The organism is Idiomarina sp. OT37-5b (assembly GCF_002968395.1).
Taxonomy (GTDB): domain Bacteria; phylum Pseudomonadota; class Gammaproteobacteria; order Enterobacterales; family Alteromonadaceae; genus Idiomarina; species Idiomarina aquatica.
On the sequence record NZ_CP027188.1, the window covers coordinates 375,089 to 391,316 of the forward strand.

Below are 16,228 nucleotides of genomic sequence, written 5' to 3' on the forward strand. Positions count from 1 at the left end.
ATGACGATACTAGGGGGCAAACTTTACCTGTTTGCGACCGCGGTGAAAAGACATAGCATCAAAAACCATTGGCTGGAGAGCGTCGACCGACGACCCTCACCTCATTTCGATGAACGCCCCGACCCGGCGGACATCAGTTTACTGGTGATCCACTGTATCAGTTTGCCGGAAGGCGAGTACGGCACCCCCTTTGTTGAACAGTTATTTATGGGCACACTAAAACCAGCACCGGGTAGCGCGCTGGAACCGTTGATCGGATTAAGGGTCTCCGCACACCTCGTCATTCGTCGTAACGGCCATATCGAGCAATACGTTGGTTTTGATAAACGTGCCTGGCATGCCGGTAAATCCAGCTTCTGCGGGCGCAAGCGTTGTAACGATTATAGCATCGGCATAGAATTGGAAGGGACGGATAAAGAGGCTTATACTGAGGCACAATATCGACAGTTGGTCTCGGTGACGCAGGCCTTGATGCAGGACTATCCGGGCATTCGTTCAGGTCGTATTGTCGGCCATGAAGACATCGCCCGCGGACGTAAAACGGATCCGGGCCAAGGCTTTGACTGGACACACTTTCTGCAGCAACTGACTAAGGAGAGGATATGATCCTCATCGCACTGCTGATAGCGCTAAGTATTGAGCGTGTTACGCATCTACCCGCTTTCTGGCAGATGGATTTTCTGCTTGGCCGTTGGCTTGACTGGAGCCAGCAAAAACTCGCCGCGAGCCGTTACCAGCAGCAGCTACAAAAGCCATGGGTGCAAATGCTGTGGTTGTTGTTACCAGCGTTGGCGGCAGGACTATTGGTCAGTTGGCTCGACAATCTATTGGTGACCTTTATCGGTGGTATCATTGCCTTATTGGTGGCTTGTAGCTGTCAGCCGGCGCGAAACGCCTATAAACAGTATTTAAAAGCGGCCAACAAAGGCGAGCCAACGGAGCGGCAAGAACAGCAGTTGCAGGCGTTCGCCGGTCACGATGATACGCGTGCTGTTGAAGACACCGTATGCTGGTTAAACTACCAATATTACGTCGCTATCATTTTCTTTTTTGTGGTGTTTGGGGTTTTTGGTGCCTTAGCGTACGCTTCTATCCGCAGCGCTCAGGTACAGTATCAATCGCAATTTAGCGCGTTGCCCCTTGATCGCATCCGCTGGGCCGTCGACTTTATTCCGGTTCGACTGACCGGTTTGGGATTGCTGGTGGTTGGCCATTTTTCTCGCGCCTTGCCGGTTTGGCTGGCCTCATTAACCGACTTCAACCGTCCCAATGACCGGATTCTCGCAAACCTTATTGCTAAAGCGGAGGATCTTCCCCATCACCCGGATGATAAAACCGATGCGGTCACCGCGCAGTTGGGATTAATGAAGCGACAACAGTTGGTGTGGTTGTGTGTTATCGCGTTGCTGACGTTGTCCGGCGGACTGCATTAACGCAAATTATCATTCTGCGCAGGTCATACCAGACCAGAAAAAATTTGGGTTATAGGCCGTTATGGATTAAAATAACCGCACTGTTTGGTCAGACCAATTTACCTAACGATTTATCGAACTATCGGGAGAGTCGCGCATTTTGCCGTTTCAGCAAATAAAAGTAACGAAAATTTCCGACCAGATCGTTGCCGAAATTGAAGCGATGATCGTTGACGGGCGCTTCGTTGCCGGCCAAAAACTCCCGTCAGAGCGCGATCTGGCGCAGCAATTTAATGTGTCCAGACAATCGCTGCGCGAGGCGATTCAAAAGCTCGAAGCCAAAGGCTTAGTTGATCGTCGTCAAGGCGGCGGCACTTATGTTACCGATACCTTGAATGACAAGGTGACTACCCCTTTGTTTGAGTTGCTGGCGAAACATCCGGAGTCGCAATTTGACCTGCTGGAGTTTCGTCACGCCTTAGAGGGTATCTCATCGTTTTATGCGGCGTTGAGAGGAACCGATTCCGATCTGGATCGGATCAAACTGAGTATCAATAACATCATTGAATCACAAGCGGGTGATATTGATGCGCAAGTTGATGCGTTAGTGAGTTTTTACTTACGTATCGCAGAAGCATCCCACAATGTGGTGTTACTGCATGTGGTGATGGGAATGCAAGAATTGCTCGCGGAAAACATCAAACAAAATTTAGAAATACTGGCTCAAAACCCCGAGGTTATTGAGCAGCTCAATCAACATCGCTCCCAGATTGCTGCGGCAATTATTGGGGGGCAACCGGAGCAGGCGCGGGATGCGTGTCATCAACATTTGTCCTATATTGAACAGGCATTGTTGGAAATGACCAAGGAACAGTCACGCATCCAACGCTCGCTGCGTCGTTCCTGAATAACGTAACGGTAAGGAATAGCTATGAGTGAAGAATTAAACAAAGACGTTGACCAGCAGGAAACTCAGGAGTGGCTAGACGCTCTTGAGGGTGTGCTTGATGCCGAAGGCCCCGAGCGCGCCCACTTCTTGTTGGAGCAATTAATCGATAAAGCGCGCCGCAATGGTGCGTATTTGCCGTATCGTCCAACAACGTCATACCTGAATACGATTCCTGCCAGCCAGGAACCGACCATGCCGGGCAACCAAACCATGGAAGCACGTATCCGTTCAGCGATTCGCTGGAACGCCGTGATGATGGTATTGCGTGCCTCGCAAAAAGGCGAAGAGCTGGGTGGTCACATTGCTAGCTTTGCCTCGTCGGCGATGCTGTATGACGTAGGCTTTAACCATTTCTTCCGTGCGCCGAGTAACGGTGACGGCGGTGACTTCCTGTTCATTCAGGGCCATGCGTCGCCGGGTATTTACGGCCGAGCCTTTATTGAAGGACGTCTGACCGAAGAGCAATTAAACAATTTCCGTCAGGAAGTTGAAGGCAAAGGCCTGCCTTCGTACCCGCATCCAAACTTGATGCCGGACTTCTGGCAGTTCCCGACGGTATCTATGGGGCTTGGTCCGATTCAAGCCATTTACCTGGCGCGGTTCCTGAAGTACCTGACTGACCGTGGTATTAAAGACTGTTCAAATCAACGCGTATACTGCTTTATGGGCGACGGTGAAACCGATGAGCCGGAAAGCTTGGGTGCTATCAGCCTGGCAGCGCGCGAAGAGTTGGATAACCTGACGTTCGTGATTAACTGTAACCTGCAGCGCCTGGACGGCCCGGTGCGTGGTAACGGTAAGATCATTCAAGAGCTGGAAGGAACCTTCCGTGGTGCCGGCTGGGAAGTGATCAAAGTGATTTGGGGCCGTTACTGGGATCCGTTGTTGTACCGGGACACCGAAGGTAAGTTGCGTCAGTTGATGGAAGAAACCGTTGACGGTGACTACCAGAACTTTAAAGCCAAAGGCGGCAAGTACACTCGTGAACACTTCTTCGGTAAATACCCTGAAACTGAAGAAATGGTGGCGAACCTGTCCGATGAGGATATCTGGCGTCTGAACCGTGGTGGCCACGATCCGGTGAAAGTTTACTCGGCGTACCACAAAGCGGTGAACACCAAAAATCGTCCACAGGTGATCCTGGCGAAAACCGTTAAAGGTTATGGCATGGGCGCCGCGGGTGAAGGTAAAAACATTGCGCACCAGGTTAAGAAAATGGACATGGACGCGATCAAGCACTTGCGTGACCGCTTCAACATTCCATTCAAGGACGGTGAGCTGGAAGACCTGCCGTACTACAAGTTCGACGAAGACAGCGACGAAATGAAGTACATGAAAGAGCGTCGCGAAGCATTGGGCGGTTATATGCCTGTGCGCCGTGCGCAAAGTGACGTTGAACTGGAACTGCCTGCGCTGAAAGCCTTCGATGCGGTTCTTAAAGGTTCCGGCGATCGCGAAATTTCATCGACCATGGCATTTGTCCGTGTGCTGACGGCGTTGTTGAAAGATAAGAAAATTGGTAAGCGAATTGTCCCGATCATTCCGGATGAAGCGCGTACCTTTGGCATGGAAGGCTTGTTCCGTCAGGTGGGTATCTATGCACACCACGGTCAAAAATACACACCACAAGATGCTGATCAGGTTGCTTACTATCGTGAGGACAAAAAAGGTCAGGTTATCCAGGAAGGTATTAACGAACTGGGTGCGATGGCATCGTGGGTGGCAGCGGGTACCAGCTACTCACTGAACAATGAGCCGATGATCCCGTTCTACATTTACTATTCAATGTTTGGCTTCCAGCGTGTCGGTGACCTGGTCTGGGCTGCCGGTGACAGCCAAACTCGTGGTTTCCTGATTGGCGGTACCGCGGGTCGTACAACGCTGAACGGTGAAGGTCTGCAGCACCAGGATGGCCACAGCCACATTCTGTTTGGTACGGTACCTAACTGCATCAGCTATGATCCAACCTACGGCTATGAAATTGCGGTTATCGTACACGACGGTCTTAAGCGTATGTACGAAGACCAGGAAAACGTGTTCTATTACCTGACGGTAATGAACGAGAACTACCAGCAGCCGGAAATGCCGGAAGGAGCTGAAGAAGGCATCCTTAAAGGTATTTACGTACTGGACAACGTCAAGGCGAAGAACAAAGCCAAAGGCGATGTGCAGTTACTGGGTAGCGGTACTATCCTGCAACAAGTGCGTAAAGCCGCTGACATGCTGGCTGAGCAGTTTGACATTAACTCAACGGTATACAGTGTAACGTCGTTTAATGAATTGGCTCGTGATGGTCTGGACGTTGATCGCCACAACATGCTGCATGCCGATAAAGACAGTAAAGAAGCCTACATCACCAAAGTGATGAAAGACGCGAAAGGTCCGGCGGTAGCAGCAACGGATTACATGAAGCTGTACGCTGATCAGGTTCGTGCGTGGGTACCGACCTCTTACCGTGTGCTGGGTACCGATGGCTTTGGTCGTTCGGACAGTCGCAGCAATTTGCGTAAGCACTTTGAAGTAAGTCCGGAGTACATCGTTGTGGCGGCACTGAAAGAACTGGCTGATGCCGGTGATATCGACAAGAAAGTGCTCGCAAAAGCGATCAAAGACTTCGGTATCGATGTCGACAAAATCAACCCACGTAACGCATAAGGAGTACTGAGATGGCCGATACAATCGAACTCAAAGTCCCTGACGTGGGCGGTGAAGAAGTCGAAGTCATTGAATTGTTAGTCAGCGTTGGTGATACCGTCGAAAAAGAAGACGGTATTGTCACCGTCGAGAGTGACAAAGCGTCCATGGATATCCCTGCTTCAGCCGGCGGTAAAATCGTCGAGCTGAAGGTTAAGGAAGGCGATACCATCAGCGAAGGTGACGTGCTGGCGCTGGTCGAAGCGGCGGATGCGGGCTCCTCGGACGATGCCGACGAGGCAACCGAAGAGAGCACTGACGACACAGCAAACAGCGATGAAAAAAGCGACGATAAGGCTGAGGCAGAAAGCAAGGCTGAGCCAGAAGACGAAGCAAAAGAAAGCTCGGATTCTGACCGCAAGGCGAGCGCTGGCGAAGCCAAAGTGATTGACGTGGAAGTCCCGGATATCGGTGATGAAGAAGACGTCGAAATCATTGAAATCCTGGTCTCGAAAGGTGACAGCGTTGCCAAAGAAGATGGCTTGATTACGCTTGAAACCGATAAAGCAACGATGGATGTGCCGTGTCCTGATGACGGCGAGATCGTTGAGATGTTGGTAAAAGAGGGTGATAAAGTCTCGCAGGGGTCGGTCATTGCTAAGCTGAGAGTGGCTGGCGGTTCGGCGGACACTGCGGATGCGTCTGAGCGTTCTCAAGAGCAAACCACAGAGAACACAGAGAGCACCGAGAAAAGCGAATCGAAAGACAAGCCAAAACAAGACGATTCGTCAGACAGTAGCTCGCGTGCGACGCCAACCACCGAGCGTCAGCCGCCGGTACCGGATCACCCGACTGAGCGCAAAGATAAGCACGTCATTCATGCGTCACCGGCGGTACGTCGCGTTGCCCGCGAATTTGGTGTGGATCTGTCCCAGGTCAAAGGCAATGGACCAAAAGGGCGTATCCTGAAAGAAGACGTACAAGACTACGTTAAGTACGAACTGTCGCGTCCGAAAGCGGTTGCGGGTGCAACTGGCCAGGGCGGTGGCGGTCTGCAGGTCATCGATGCGCCAAAAGTTGATTTCAGCAAGTTTGGTGAAGTCGAAGAAGTGCAATTGTCGCGGATTCAACGTAAATCTGGCCCTAATCTGCACCGTAACTGGGTAACCATCCCGCACGTTACGCAGTTTGACGAAGCGGATATCACCGAGCTGGAAAACTTCCGTAAATCCGAGAACGAGGTGGCGAAGAAGAAAGATCTTGGCTTCAAGATCACACCGTTGGTGTTTATCATGAAAGCCTGTGCCAAAGCGTTGCGCGAGTTCCCGACCTTTAACTCGAGCTTGTCAGAGTCGGGTGAGTCGCTGTACATGAAAAAATATGTACACATCGGTATTGCGGTTGATACACCAAACGGCCTGGTGGTTCCGGTTATTCGTGATGTGGATAAAAAAGGCATTTACGAACTATCCGAAGAACTGGTTGAGATCAGTGCCAAAGCACGAGACGGCAAATTGAAAGCCGCTGACATGCAGGGCGGTTGTTTCTCTATCTCAAGTTTGGGTGGCATTGGCGGTACGGCCTTTACGCCGATTGTTAATGCACCGGACGTTGCTATTCTGGGGGTTTCACGTAACGAGATGAAGCCGAAATGGAATGGCAAAGAGTTCGAGCCGCGACTGATGTTGCCATTGTCACTGTCGTACGATCACCGTGTGATCGACGGCGCGGAAGCCGCGCGCTTTACCAGCTACCTCAGTCAGGTGCTGGGCGACATTCGCAAATTGGTATTGTAAGTCTCGTGCCAGTGGCACGAGCTACGATCATTTTGCACAAGAAATACGAAACAATTCGCGCTACAATAGCGCCACTTTTTAGCGTTGACTGACCTCGGCTGGTGGCTCAACCAGCCGTAACAAACAAGGGGTTAACATGAGCGACAAAATTAAGACACAGGTAGTGGTGTTAGGTTCAGGCCCAGGCGGATACTCGGCAGCTTTCCGTGCCGCCGACTTAGGCCTTGATGTTGTTTTGATCGAGCGTTACAGCACCTTAGGCGGTGTTTGCCTGAACGTTGGCTGTATCCCGTCAAAAGCACTGCTGCACATGACCAAGCACATCGAAGAAGCAAAAAATCTTGCGGCTGAAGGCATTGAATTTGGTGAGCCAAAAATCGACTTGGAAAAAATGCGTAAGCATAAAGAAAAAGTCGTTGGCCAGCTGACCGGTGGCTTAGGTCAGATGTCGAAAATGCGTAAAGTCAAAGTCGTTAATGGTTACGGCAAATTTACCGGCAGCAACACCATCAAAGTAGAAGGTGATGACGGTGAAACCACCGTTGAATTTGATAACGCTATCATTGCGGCCGGTTCACAACCAATCAAACTGCCGTTTGTACCGCATGACGATGAGCGCGTATGGGATTCTACTGACGCGCTGGAATTAAAAGAAATTCCGAAGAAAATGTTGTTGTTAGGCGGCGGTATTATCGCACTGGAAATGGGTCAGGTTTACGCATCGCTGGGTTCTAAAGTGGATGTTGTCGAAATGACCGACCAGCTTGTACCACCTGCTGACGCCGATATTATCAAGAGCTTCAATAAGCAAATCAAAGGCCGCTTTGAAAACATCATGCTGAGCACCAAGGCGACCAACGTTGAAGCCAAGAAAGACGGCATTTACGTGACCTTTGAAGGCAAGAACGCGCCAGAGAAACCGGTTAAGTACGACGTAGTTCTGGTTGCCGTTGGCCGAGCGCCGAATGGTAACAAAATTGACGCTGACAAAGCCGGTGTGAAAGTGGATGAGCGCGGTTTCATCAACGTTGACAGCCAAATGCGTACCAACGTTGACCACATCTTCGCCATTGGCGATATCGTTGGTCAGCCAATGCTGGCGCACAAAGCCGTACACGAATCTCACGTTGCTGCCGAGGTGATTTCTGGTAAGAAGCATTTCTTCGAGCCTAAAGTCATTCCTTCGATCATGTACACTGACCCAGAAGTAGCATGGGCAGGTGTTACTGAAAAAGAAGCGAAAGAGAAAGGCATCGAATACGATGTGGTCACCTTCCCTTGGTCAGCATCAGGTCGTGCCATTGCCTCTAATGCGCAACAGGGTATGACTAAACTGATCTTTGATAAGAACAACCGCATTATCGGTGGTGCTATGTGCGGCAGCAATGCCGGCGAGCTGCTGGGTGAAGTCTGCCTGGCCATCGAAATGGGTTGTGATGCCGAAGACATCGCTTTGACCGTGCACGCTCACCCAACGCTGCATGAGTCAGTCGGTCTGGCCGCTGAGATTCAGGAAGGTTCGATTACGGACATGCCGAATCCAAAGGCGAAAAAGAAAAAGTAACAGACTGTTACGTTTAATGAACGGTAAAACGGCCGCATTCATCGCGAATGCGGCCGTTTTTCTTTGCGTGTCGCGTAACAATGCGATAATTTTACAAAGTTGTCTAACATAGACTCAACCCCAAACTAAGGAGGCTGTTATGGCCAACGAAGGATACCACGAACCCTACGAGCTGTTATCCGACGAAACGCGTGACATGCACCGAGCCATCATTTCACTGATGGAGGAGCTGGAAGCGGTCGATTGGTACAACCAACGTATCGATGTGTGCAAGGACGAAGAACTTAAAGCGGTGTTAATTCATAACCGCGATGAGGAAAAAGAGCATGCAGCGATGATGTTGGAGTGGATCCGACGCAAAGATCCGAAGTTTGATGAAGAGCTAAAAGACTATTTGTTTACGGATAAATCCTTAAAACACGATTAGAACAAGAAAACCAGGGAAAACATAATGAAACTGAAATTAGCTACTGTCGCTGCCAGTGTATCAATGGCGCTGGCGTTGTCAGCCTGTTCACCACAACAAGCGCAAAATGAGAACAACCAACAGGCGAGTGCCGAGCAACAGCAACAACAACAGTTGTCGTCCGGTGTCTTTTTAGAGAACTTTGACCACAGTGTTAAGCCACAGAACGATTTGTATCGTCATGTGAACGGTGCCTGGATTGAGCGCACAGAAATTCCTTCCGATCGCTCTTCGATTGGTGCGTTCTACGATTTGCGTGAACAGAACCAGAAGCGCTTACGTGACATCATTGAAAAGGCCGCTAATTCAAACCCGGAAGCGGGTTCTAATGAGCGCAAAGTCGGTGATTTCTTCAACGCGTACATGGACGTCGAAACACTGAATGAGTTGGGTGTTAAGCCGATCCAAAGCGACCTAGATGCCATTGCCGCGCTGGACAGTCACTCTGCAGTCGCCGAACATATGGCGCGTTTCAGTCGCCAAAGTGTCTCAACACCGTTTGGCTTTTATGTTTATCCGGATGCCAAAGATCCGCAAGTCAATGCGATGTACGTGTCCCAATCGGGCCTGGGTCTGCCGGATCGCGATTACTACTTGAAAGACGATGAGAAATTCGAAGAATTCCGTAATGCTTACCAGGACTACGCCGCTGACATTCTGGCGATGGCCGGTGTGGCAGATGCGGAAGCGGCGGCAGAACGCATCCTGAAGTTAGAAACCCAACTGGCTGAAATTCAATGGTCACGGGTCGAAAGCCGCAATGCCGATAAAACCTATAACAAAAAGACCGTAGCAGAAGTTGCCGATATGCTGGGTGATTTTGATTTCTCGGCTTGGGTAGAAACGGCAGGATTGAGCGACGTAGAGGCTATGGTCATTCGTCAGCCGTCGTATTTTGAAGCGTTTGGTGAGTTGTTTACCGACGTTGATTTGCAAACCTGGAAAGACTATTTAAGTTTCCGCATGGTTAACGATGCCGCCCCCATCCTGAGTGAAGAGTTCGGTGAGCGCCGATTTGCCTTCTATGGCTCAACGCTGCGCGGTATCCCTGAACAAGAACCACGCTGGAAGCGCGGTGTTGACGCCACTAACGGCATCCTGGGCGAAGTACTGGGGCAAGTTTATGTGAAAGAATACTTCCCGCCGGAAGCCAAGCAGAAAATGGAAGTGTTGATCGAAAACTTGCGTGAAGCCTATGGAGAATCGATTCGCAACCTTGAGTGGATGACCGACGAGACCAAGGAAAAAGCCTTAGACAAACTGGCTAAGTTCGATCCGAAAGTGGGTTATCCGAACGAGTGGCGCGACTACAGCGATCTGCAAATTTCGGCAACCGATCTGGTCGGTAACTACAAAGCCTACGCAGAATTCAACTATCAGGAAGAAATCGCCAAAATCGGTGGTCCTGTTGATGAAGAAGACTGGGGTATGACGCCACAGACGGTGAACGCCTATTACAGCCCGGTACGTAATGAAATCGTCTTCCCGGCCGGTATTTTGCAGCCTCCGTTCTTTGATATGAACGCAGAAATGGCGGTCAACTACGGCGGTATTGGCGCGGTTATCGGCCACGAGATGGGTCACGGCTTTGACGACCAGGGTTCTAAATACGATGGCGATGGTAACCTGGAAAGCTGGTGGACCGATGCCGATCGTGAAGCCTTTGATGAGCGTGGTCAGCAGTTGTCTGAACAGTTTAGCCAATACGAGCCGATTGAAGGTCTGAACATTAACGGCGACCTGACGCTGGGTGAAAACATCGGTGACCTGGCCGGCTTAACCATCGCTTATGAAGCGTATAAAAAATCGCTCAACGGCGAACCGGCACCGGAACTGGATGGCTTTACCGGCGAACAACGTGTCTTTATCGGTTGGGCGCAGGTATGGCGTGGTAAGTACCGCGAAGACGCGATCCGCGAGCAAGTCATGAGTGATCCGCATTCACCGGCCGAGTACCGTGTTAACGGTACCGTGGTCAACGTTCCGGCTTTCTACGAAGCCTTTGAGGTGAAGCAGGGTGACGAGCTGTACGTGGCGCCGGAAAATCGCGTGACGATTTGGTAAGCGCTCTGTTAGACTAACGACTATGAAAACACTTACGGTTGTTTTGACATTGATTGTGGCGCTGCTGGCGGGGAGCTTTTCCTCGCCGGCAATGCACGCTATGCCAATGGCAGATACCGTAAGTGTTATGTCTCAGGAGGTCGGCGAATCGCATGACTGCTGTGACGAGGCCGAGCAAGCAACGATATCCGCCTCGTGCGAACAAGAAAGCTCATTTTGCCAGCATTGTGAACAACACTGTGCTGGCCAAATTGGCTTAGTCAGTTTACTGACCCAATTCCCCTCAACATCATTCTTTACCCTGTTTGAGCGTCGCGAGATGGCCCTCTGGCAGCGCAATGAACGTCTTATTCGTCCACCGAAATTGATGGTTGCATAACCCGAAGTACGTTTTTTATGCACAATCAGAAGGTGGAATACCATGCGAGTTTTATTGTTAGCGTTGACGCTGTTGGCGCTGCTTTCTACGGTTAGCGCGCCGCTTGCGTTAGCTCAGGACCACAGTCAACATCAGCATCAGCAAAGCACTGACAACGACCCCTTTAACGAGCAGGACGTGCAGTACGTCTGCCCGATGCACAGCCAAATCGTGAAAGATGAACCCGGTACGTGCCCAATCTGTGGCATGGACTTGGTTCAGAAGAAAACGGAAGCACGGCCGCAATCGCAGCAACCGTCCAATGACATGAGCGAGAGGTCAGAGTCGGATACGGATCGCTCGCGAGATTTTACGGTGCCGGTGAAACAGCAACAGGCGCTACGGGTAACGACCGCTGTGGTTGAACGTAAAAACGTCACCCCCAGTATCTCGGCGCAAGCACAAGTGAGCTGGCAACAGTCTGCCAAATACCACGTGCATGCTCGTGCAGAAGGTTGGATCGAAGAGTTATACGCCGACATCGAAGGCCAGTGGGTGGATAAAGGCGACAAACTGTATCGTGTTTACGCACCGGACCTGGTGGTGGCACAGGATGACTATCTGCAATTACTAAACTCGTTGGCGCAAGTGGGTAACTCGCAGCGTCAGCAACAGTTCAAGCAACGTGGCCAGCAGCGATTGCGGCTGCTGGGTATGACCGAGGCGCAGATCGCGCAATTGGAGAAAAGTGGCGAGACGCGCTACGAGGTGGATTATTTCGCACCAAAGTCCGGTTATGTGACGGAGCTCAATATCCAGCAAGGTATGTACGTTAATCCCGGACTTGAGTTGATGACCATCAGTGGTGACGAGCAGCTGTGGTTTATGCTGGATGTGCCGGTACGTTATGCCGATCAGCTCGCTGTCGGGCAAATGGTACACCTTAGCTCGGAACAAATTGACGGCCACTGGATGAACCGCATTGATTATCTTTACCCGCAAGTTGACCAGAGCACACAAACGATAACCGCCCGGGTTCCGGTCGATGCGTCCATCGATAACTTGCGCGAGGGCATTTGGGCGAGCGGCCGTATCGAGCTGGATACTATCGAGAACGCTTTAGTTATCCCGGTGAAAAGCCTGATCCAGACGCAAAAAAATAACCGTGTCATCGTGCAGACGAATGAACAGGCGTTTGCCGTGCGAAAAGTCACGACGGGTTTGCGTATTGGTGATGATATCGTTATCCGGGAAGGTCTTCAGGAAGGCGAGCGTGTGGTCACCAACGGCCAGTTTCTACTCGATTCGGAAGCGTCATTACGGGGCCTGCAGCCGGATGCTGAGGCAATGCCAGCGATGCAACATGACCACGGAGGCCACTGATGTTAACGCGGATCATTCAGGCATCGTTGCGTAACTCGATGCTGGTGCTGCTGCTTTTTGCAGCGTTAAGTTTTTTAGCCTGGAAGTCGTTGCAACAGACTAAGCTGGATGCGATTCCGGATTTGTCCGACGTCCAGGTGATTGTTAAGACCAGTTACCCGGGGCAGGCGCCGGCCGTGGTCGAAGAGCAAGTGACCTATCCATTGTCGAGTGTGATGTTGTCTGTCCCCAATACCAAGTCGGTACGGGGCTTCTCATTTTTCGGCGACTCTTACGTTTACGTCATCTTTGAGGAAGGCACCGACCCTTACTGGGCCCGTAGCCGGGTCATCGAATACCTGGATCAGGCGCAAAGCCAGTTACCAGAGGCGGTACAACCAAGCCTTGGACCCGATGCAACCGGGGTTGGCTGGATTTATCAGTACGCGCTGGTCGACCACAGCGGTCAACACAACCTGGGCGAGTTGACGCGTTTACAGAACTGGTTTTTGCAGCAGGAATTGCAGAGCGTTGAAGGCGTCGCGGAAGTTGCCCGGGTGGGCGGTATGGTTGAGACCTATCAGGTGGTTGTTGACCCGCGCACGTTGCACCAATATCAGCTGTCATTAACCGACGTTGAACAGGCCATACAGCAAGCCAATTCGGAAGTCGGCGGTTCGGTGGTCGAAATGGCCGAAGCCGAGTATATGGTAAGGGGTCTTGGTTACCTGCAGTCCATTGAGGATCTGCGGCAATTGCCGTTGCTGAAGGCTTCCGGCAACGACGGTGTGCTGCTACTGGAAGACATTGCCGATGTGCGGCTGGGACCACAAGTGCGACGTGGTGTCGCTGAACTTGATGGTGATGGTGAAGTGGTCGGCGGCATTGTGGTGATGCGCTACGGTGCTAATGCCTTGCAAACCATCGACAACGTCAAAGCCAAGCTCGAACAATTGCAGCAGGGCTTGCCGGAAGGTGTTGAGCTGGTGACCACCTATGATCGATCGGAACTGATACAGGCTTCCGTAGATAACCTGACCACCAAACTGATCGAAGAGATGGCGCTGGTGGCCATTGTTTGCGTCCTGTTCCTCTGGCATGCGCGTTCCGCGTTGGTGGCGGTGGTCAGCCTGCCGCTGTCGGTATTGTTGGCGATCTGGATCATGAATGGCTTGGGCATCAGTGCCAACATCATGAGTTTGGGCGGTATTGCGATTGCGATAGGGGCGTTGGTTGACGCGGCCATTGTGATGATAGAAAACGCCCATAAGCACTTGCATCATTACCAGCAACAAAATGACGATAAACCGGCGCAAGGTGCGCAACGCTGGCGTTTGATCACCGATGCCTGCTCGGAAGTCGGGCCATCGCTATTTTTCTCGCTGTTGGTGATAACCGTAAGCTTCATTCCGGTTTTTGCCCTCCAAGGGCAACAAGGGCGCTTATTCGAACCGCTGGCTTACACCAAGACATTGGCGATGGGTGCCGCATCGGTACTGGCAGTGACGTTGATCCCGGTATTGATAGCGTTACTGGTGCGGGGAAAAATCCCGGCGGAAACCGGTAACCCGTTGACGCGATTGCTGATTTGGCTGTATCGGCCGTTGCTGAACATGACGTTGCGCTGGCCCAAATTGCTGATTGTGCTGTGTATCGGCATCACGGCGTCGGCCTGGTATCCGTGGCAAAAATTAGACTATGAACTGATGCCGCCATTGTATGAAGGTGACCTCATGTACATGCCGACCACGTTACCGGGCATTAGCGTGAACGAGGCCAGTGAACTGCTCCAGCAGACCGATGCACTGATTGCTCAGCATCCGCAGGTAAAACGGGTGTTTGGTAAGATTGGGCGGGCGGACACAGCCACCGATCCCGCGCCGTTAACGATGATTGAGACCAGCATCACGTTAACGCCGGAAGAACAGTGGCCGGCAGGGAAAACCATTGATGACGTGATGGATGAGCTCGATGCGATGGTGCAGATTCCGGGTTTGACCAATGCCTGGGTGATGCCGATCCGGACGCGCATCGAAATGCTTGCTACCGGCGTTAAAACGCCGTTGGCGATCAAGGTAAGCGGTGCCGAGTTTGCCCGCATTCAGAAACTGGCGACCGACATTGAAGGGGTACTGGCGGAGTTACCGGAAACCGGCTCGGTGATCGCCGAACGCGCGGCCGACGGACGCTATATCGAAGTATTGCCTAAACTGCGCGAAGCGGCCCGATTTGGCTTATCACAGGCGGATATTCAGCAGCATTTAATGCAGGCCGTCGGCGGCAGTAATATTGCCACCTCGGTACAGGGCAACGAGCGCTTTCCGATTAACCTTCGGTACCCGCGCGAGACACGGGATCATATCGATAAGTTACGTGAGTTACCGATCCGCTCGGCTGACGGTCGTTGGCTGACACTGTCCGATGTTGCTGAGATTGATTTAACGTCCGGGCCGGCGGTATTAAAAAGTGAAAATGCGCGGCTCAGTAGCTGGATCTTTATCGAACCGGCGAAAGGCGTGACGGTCAGTGATTACATTGCTGCCGTCAGCGATGAGCTGGCGCAGTTGTCATTGCCAACGGGCTATAGCTGGAGCTGGACCGGGCAGTTTGAGTCCATGCAACAAGTCGAGGCGGATTTAAAAGAGATCATTCCGCTGACATTGGCCTTGATCGTGATTTTGCTCTACTTGACCTTCCGTTCGATGGGGCAGGCATTGCTGGTGATTGCGACATTACCGCTGGCGTTGACCGGCAGTTTATGGTTGCTGTATTGGCTGGATTACAACCTGTCATTGGCGGTGATCGTGGGCATGATTGCGTTGGCCGGGGTTGCCGCCGAATTTGGTGTGGTGATGTTGCTGTATCTGAATAACGCCTGGAAAGGCGTGGGTCAGCAGCGCCCGCAATTGCAGGCTGCGATTGAGGAAGGGGCGGTGTTGCGAGTACGACCTAAGGCAATGACGGTGGCTACCATTGTTATCGGGCTATTGCCGATCATGCTCGGCAGCGGTATTGGTAACGAAGTTATGCAACGGATAGCAGCACCTATGGTGGGCGGGATGATCCTCGCTCCGCTGGTATCCATGCTGTTGATACCGGCTGTGTTTTATTTACGCTGGAAGTAGCGCATGTTCACCGCGAAGAGCGCGGAGAGCGCAGAGGTTTTATTGTTAAAACATCAAAACCTTCGGATGTTATGAACAGCGGTGCGGGTGATGGGCACAAAACCCGTACCAACAACCAAACCCAAACAAACGGGTTTTCCATTAAAAAGGTTTTCTCCGCGGTTCTTAGCGCGCTCAGCGGTGAGAAAAAACACTGTGTTCACCGCGGAGGCCTGTCTACTATAGGATACAGAGCTGGTGTAGTTTGTTTTGATCCAGATCAATAGTAAGGTTTTTATGTAAATAAAATTCAATTTAAATTCAACATATTATCCATTTGTTATAAAAAATCTTCATTTTCTTACTGGCGGAATCGCAAATTGCTGATTAATATTTCGTCACCTGAAGGCACTAACGGTGACTTCAGGTAAGCCAAACCCACCGCGAGGTGGGGACGGAAAGCCACGGGTCTCAGAGTATTCTGAGTCGTTTCTAAGATAGCCGGGCTGCGAAAATTAG

Annotated in this window: 11 protein-coding genes and 1 riboswitch; all 11 genes read left to right on the forward strand. The window is 51.5% G+C overall.

Translation table 11 applies throughout. The features are described from left to right. The first annotated feature begins 42 nt into the window (after positions 1-42). The 11 genes from ampD to C5610_RS01880 all read left to right on the forward strand — a co-directional run bounded on the left by ampD (position 43) and on the right by C5610_RS01880 (position 15,730). Positions 43-606, forward strand: a complete 564-nt coding sequence (gene ampD, locus C5610_RS01830; protein WP_105307669.1) for a 1,6-anhydro-N-acetylmuramyl-L-alanine amidase AmpD — start codon at positions 43-45, stop codon at positions 604-606. Beyond that, positions 603-1,433, forward strand: coding sequence for a regulatory signaling modulator protein AmpE (ampE, locus tag C5610_RS01835; protein WP_105305621.1), 831 nt, complete (start codon positions 603-605; stop codon positions 1,431-1,433). The genes ampD and ampE overlap by 4 nt, the downstream gene beginning before the upstream one ends. 139 nt (positions 1,434-1,572) lie before the next feature. Next, on the forward strand, positions 1,573-2,319 hold the full coding sequence (gene pdhR / locus C5610_RS01840; RefSeq protein WP_105305622.1) for a pyruvate dehydrogenase complex transcriptional repressor PdhR: 747 nt from the start codon (positions 1,573-1,575) through the stop codon (positions 2,317-2,319). Between the two features lie 24 nt (positions 2,320-2,343). Beyond that, positions 2,344-5,016 carry a pyruvate dehydrogenase (acetyl-transferring), homodimeric type gene (gene aceE, locus C5610_RS01845; protein WP_105305623.1) on the forward strand — a complete coding sequence of 891 codons (2,673 nt, stop codon included), beginning with the start codon at positions 2,344-2,346 and terminating at the stop codon, positions 5,014-5,016. An 11-nt stretch (positions 5,017-5,027) separates the two neighbouring features. Further along, positions 5,028-6,791, forward strand: coding sequence for a dihydrolipoyllysine-residue acetyltransferase (gene aceF, locus C5610_RS01850; protein ID WP_105305624.1), 1,764 nt, complete (start codon positions 5,028-5,030; stop codon positions 6,789-6,791). Between the two features lie 136 nt (positions 6,792-6,927). Then, entirely contained in the window at positions 6,928-8,355 is a 1,428-nt protein-coding gene (gene lpdA, locus C5610_RS01855) for a dihydrolipoyl dehydrogenase (RefSeq protein WP_105305625.1), read from the forward strand. A gap of 139 nt (positions 8,356-8,494) precedes the next feature. Then, entirely contained in the window at positions 8,495-8,782 is a 288-nt protein-coding gene (locus C5610_RS01860) for an encapsulin-associated ferritin-like protein (protein ID WP_105305626.1), read from the forward strand. A gap of 24 nt (positions 8,783-8,806) precedes the next feature. Further along, positions 8,807-10,885: a M13 family metallopeptidase gene (locus C5610_RS01865; RefSeq protein WP_105305627.1), complete on the forward strand. Its 2,079-nt coding sequence runs from the start codon at positions 8,807-8,809 to the stop codon at positions 10,883-10,885. Between the two features lie 22 nt (positions 10,886-10,907). Then, positions 10,908-11,264 (forward strand): hypothetical protein, encoded by a 357-nt coding sequence (locus C5610_RS01870; protein WP_105305628.1) that lies wholly within the window; start codon positions 10,908-10,910, stop codon positions 11,262-11,264. A 42-nt stretch (positions 11,265-11,306) separates the two neighbouring features. Next, the gene (locus C5610_RS01875) at positions 11,307-12,626 is read left to right on the forward strand and encodes an efflux RND transporter periplasmic adaptor subunit (protein ID WP_105305629.1); all 1,320 of its coding nucleotides are present in this window, start codon (positions 11,307-11,309) and stop codon (positions 12,624-12,626) included. Beyond that, positions 12,626-15,730 carry an efflux RND transporter permease subunit gene (locus C5610_RS01880; RefSeq protein WP_105305630.1) on the forward strand — a complete coding sequence of 1,035 codons (3,105 nt, stop codon included), beginning with the start codon at positions 12,626-12,628 and terminating at the stop codon, positions 15,728-15,730. Before C5610_RS01875 ends, C5610_RS01880 begins: the two co-directional genes overlap by 1 nt. 400 nt (positions 15,731-16,130) lie before the next feature. Then, a riboswitch (cyclic di-GMP riboswitch) is annotated at positions 16,131-16,223 on the forward strand. Positions 16,224-16,228 lie beyond the last annotated feature (5 nt).

Bases quoted from the DNA above. Each gene is read 5' to 3' on its own strand.
- ampE (WP_105305621.1), top strand. From the start codon at position 603: ATGATCCTCATCGCACTGCTGATAGCGCTAAGTATTGAGCGTGTTACG.
- C5610_RS01860 (WP_105305626.1), top strand. From the start codon at position 8,495: ATGGCCAACGAAGGATACCACGAACCCTACGAGCTGTTATCCGACGAA.
- C5610_RS01875 (WP_105305629.1), top strand. From the start codon at position 11,307: ATGCGAGTTTTATTGTTAGCGTTGACGCTGTTGGCGCTGCTTTCTACG.
- C5610_RS01870 (WP_105305628.1), top strand. From the start codon at position 10,908: ATGAAAACACTTACGGTTGTTTTGACATTGATTGTGGCGCTGCTGGCG.
- C5610_RS01865 (WP_105305627.1), top strand. From the start codon at position 8,807: ATGAAACTGAAATTAGCTACTGTCGCTGCCAGTGTATCAATGGCGCTG.
- lpdA (WP_105305625.1), top strand. From the start codon at position 6,928: ATGAGCGACAAAATTAAGACACAGGTAGTGGTGTTAGGTTCAGGCCCA.
- aceF (WP_105305624.1), top strand. From the start codon at position 5,028: ATGGCCGATACAATCGAACTCAAAGTCCCTGACGTGGGCGGTGAAGAA.
- aceE (WP_105305623.1), top strand. From the start codon at position 2,344: ATGAGTGAAGAATTAAACAAAGACGTTGACCAGCAGGAAACTCAGGAG.
- C5610_RS01880 (WP_105305630.1), top strand. From the start codon at position 12,626: ATGTTAACGCGGATCATTCAGGCATCGTTGCGTAACTCGATGCTGGTG.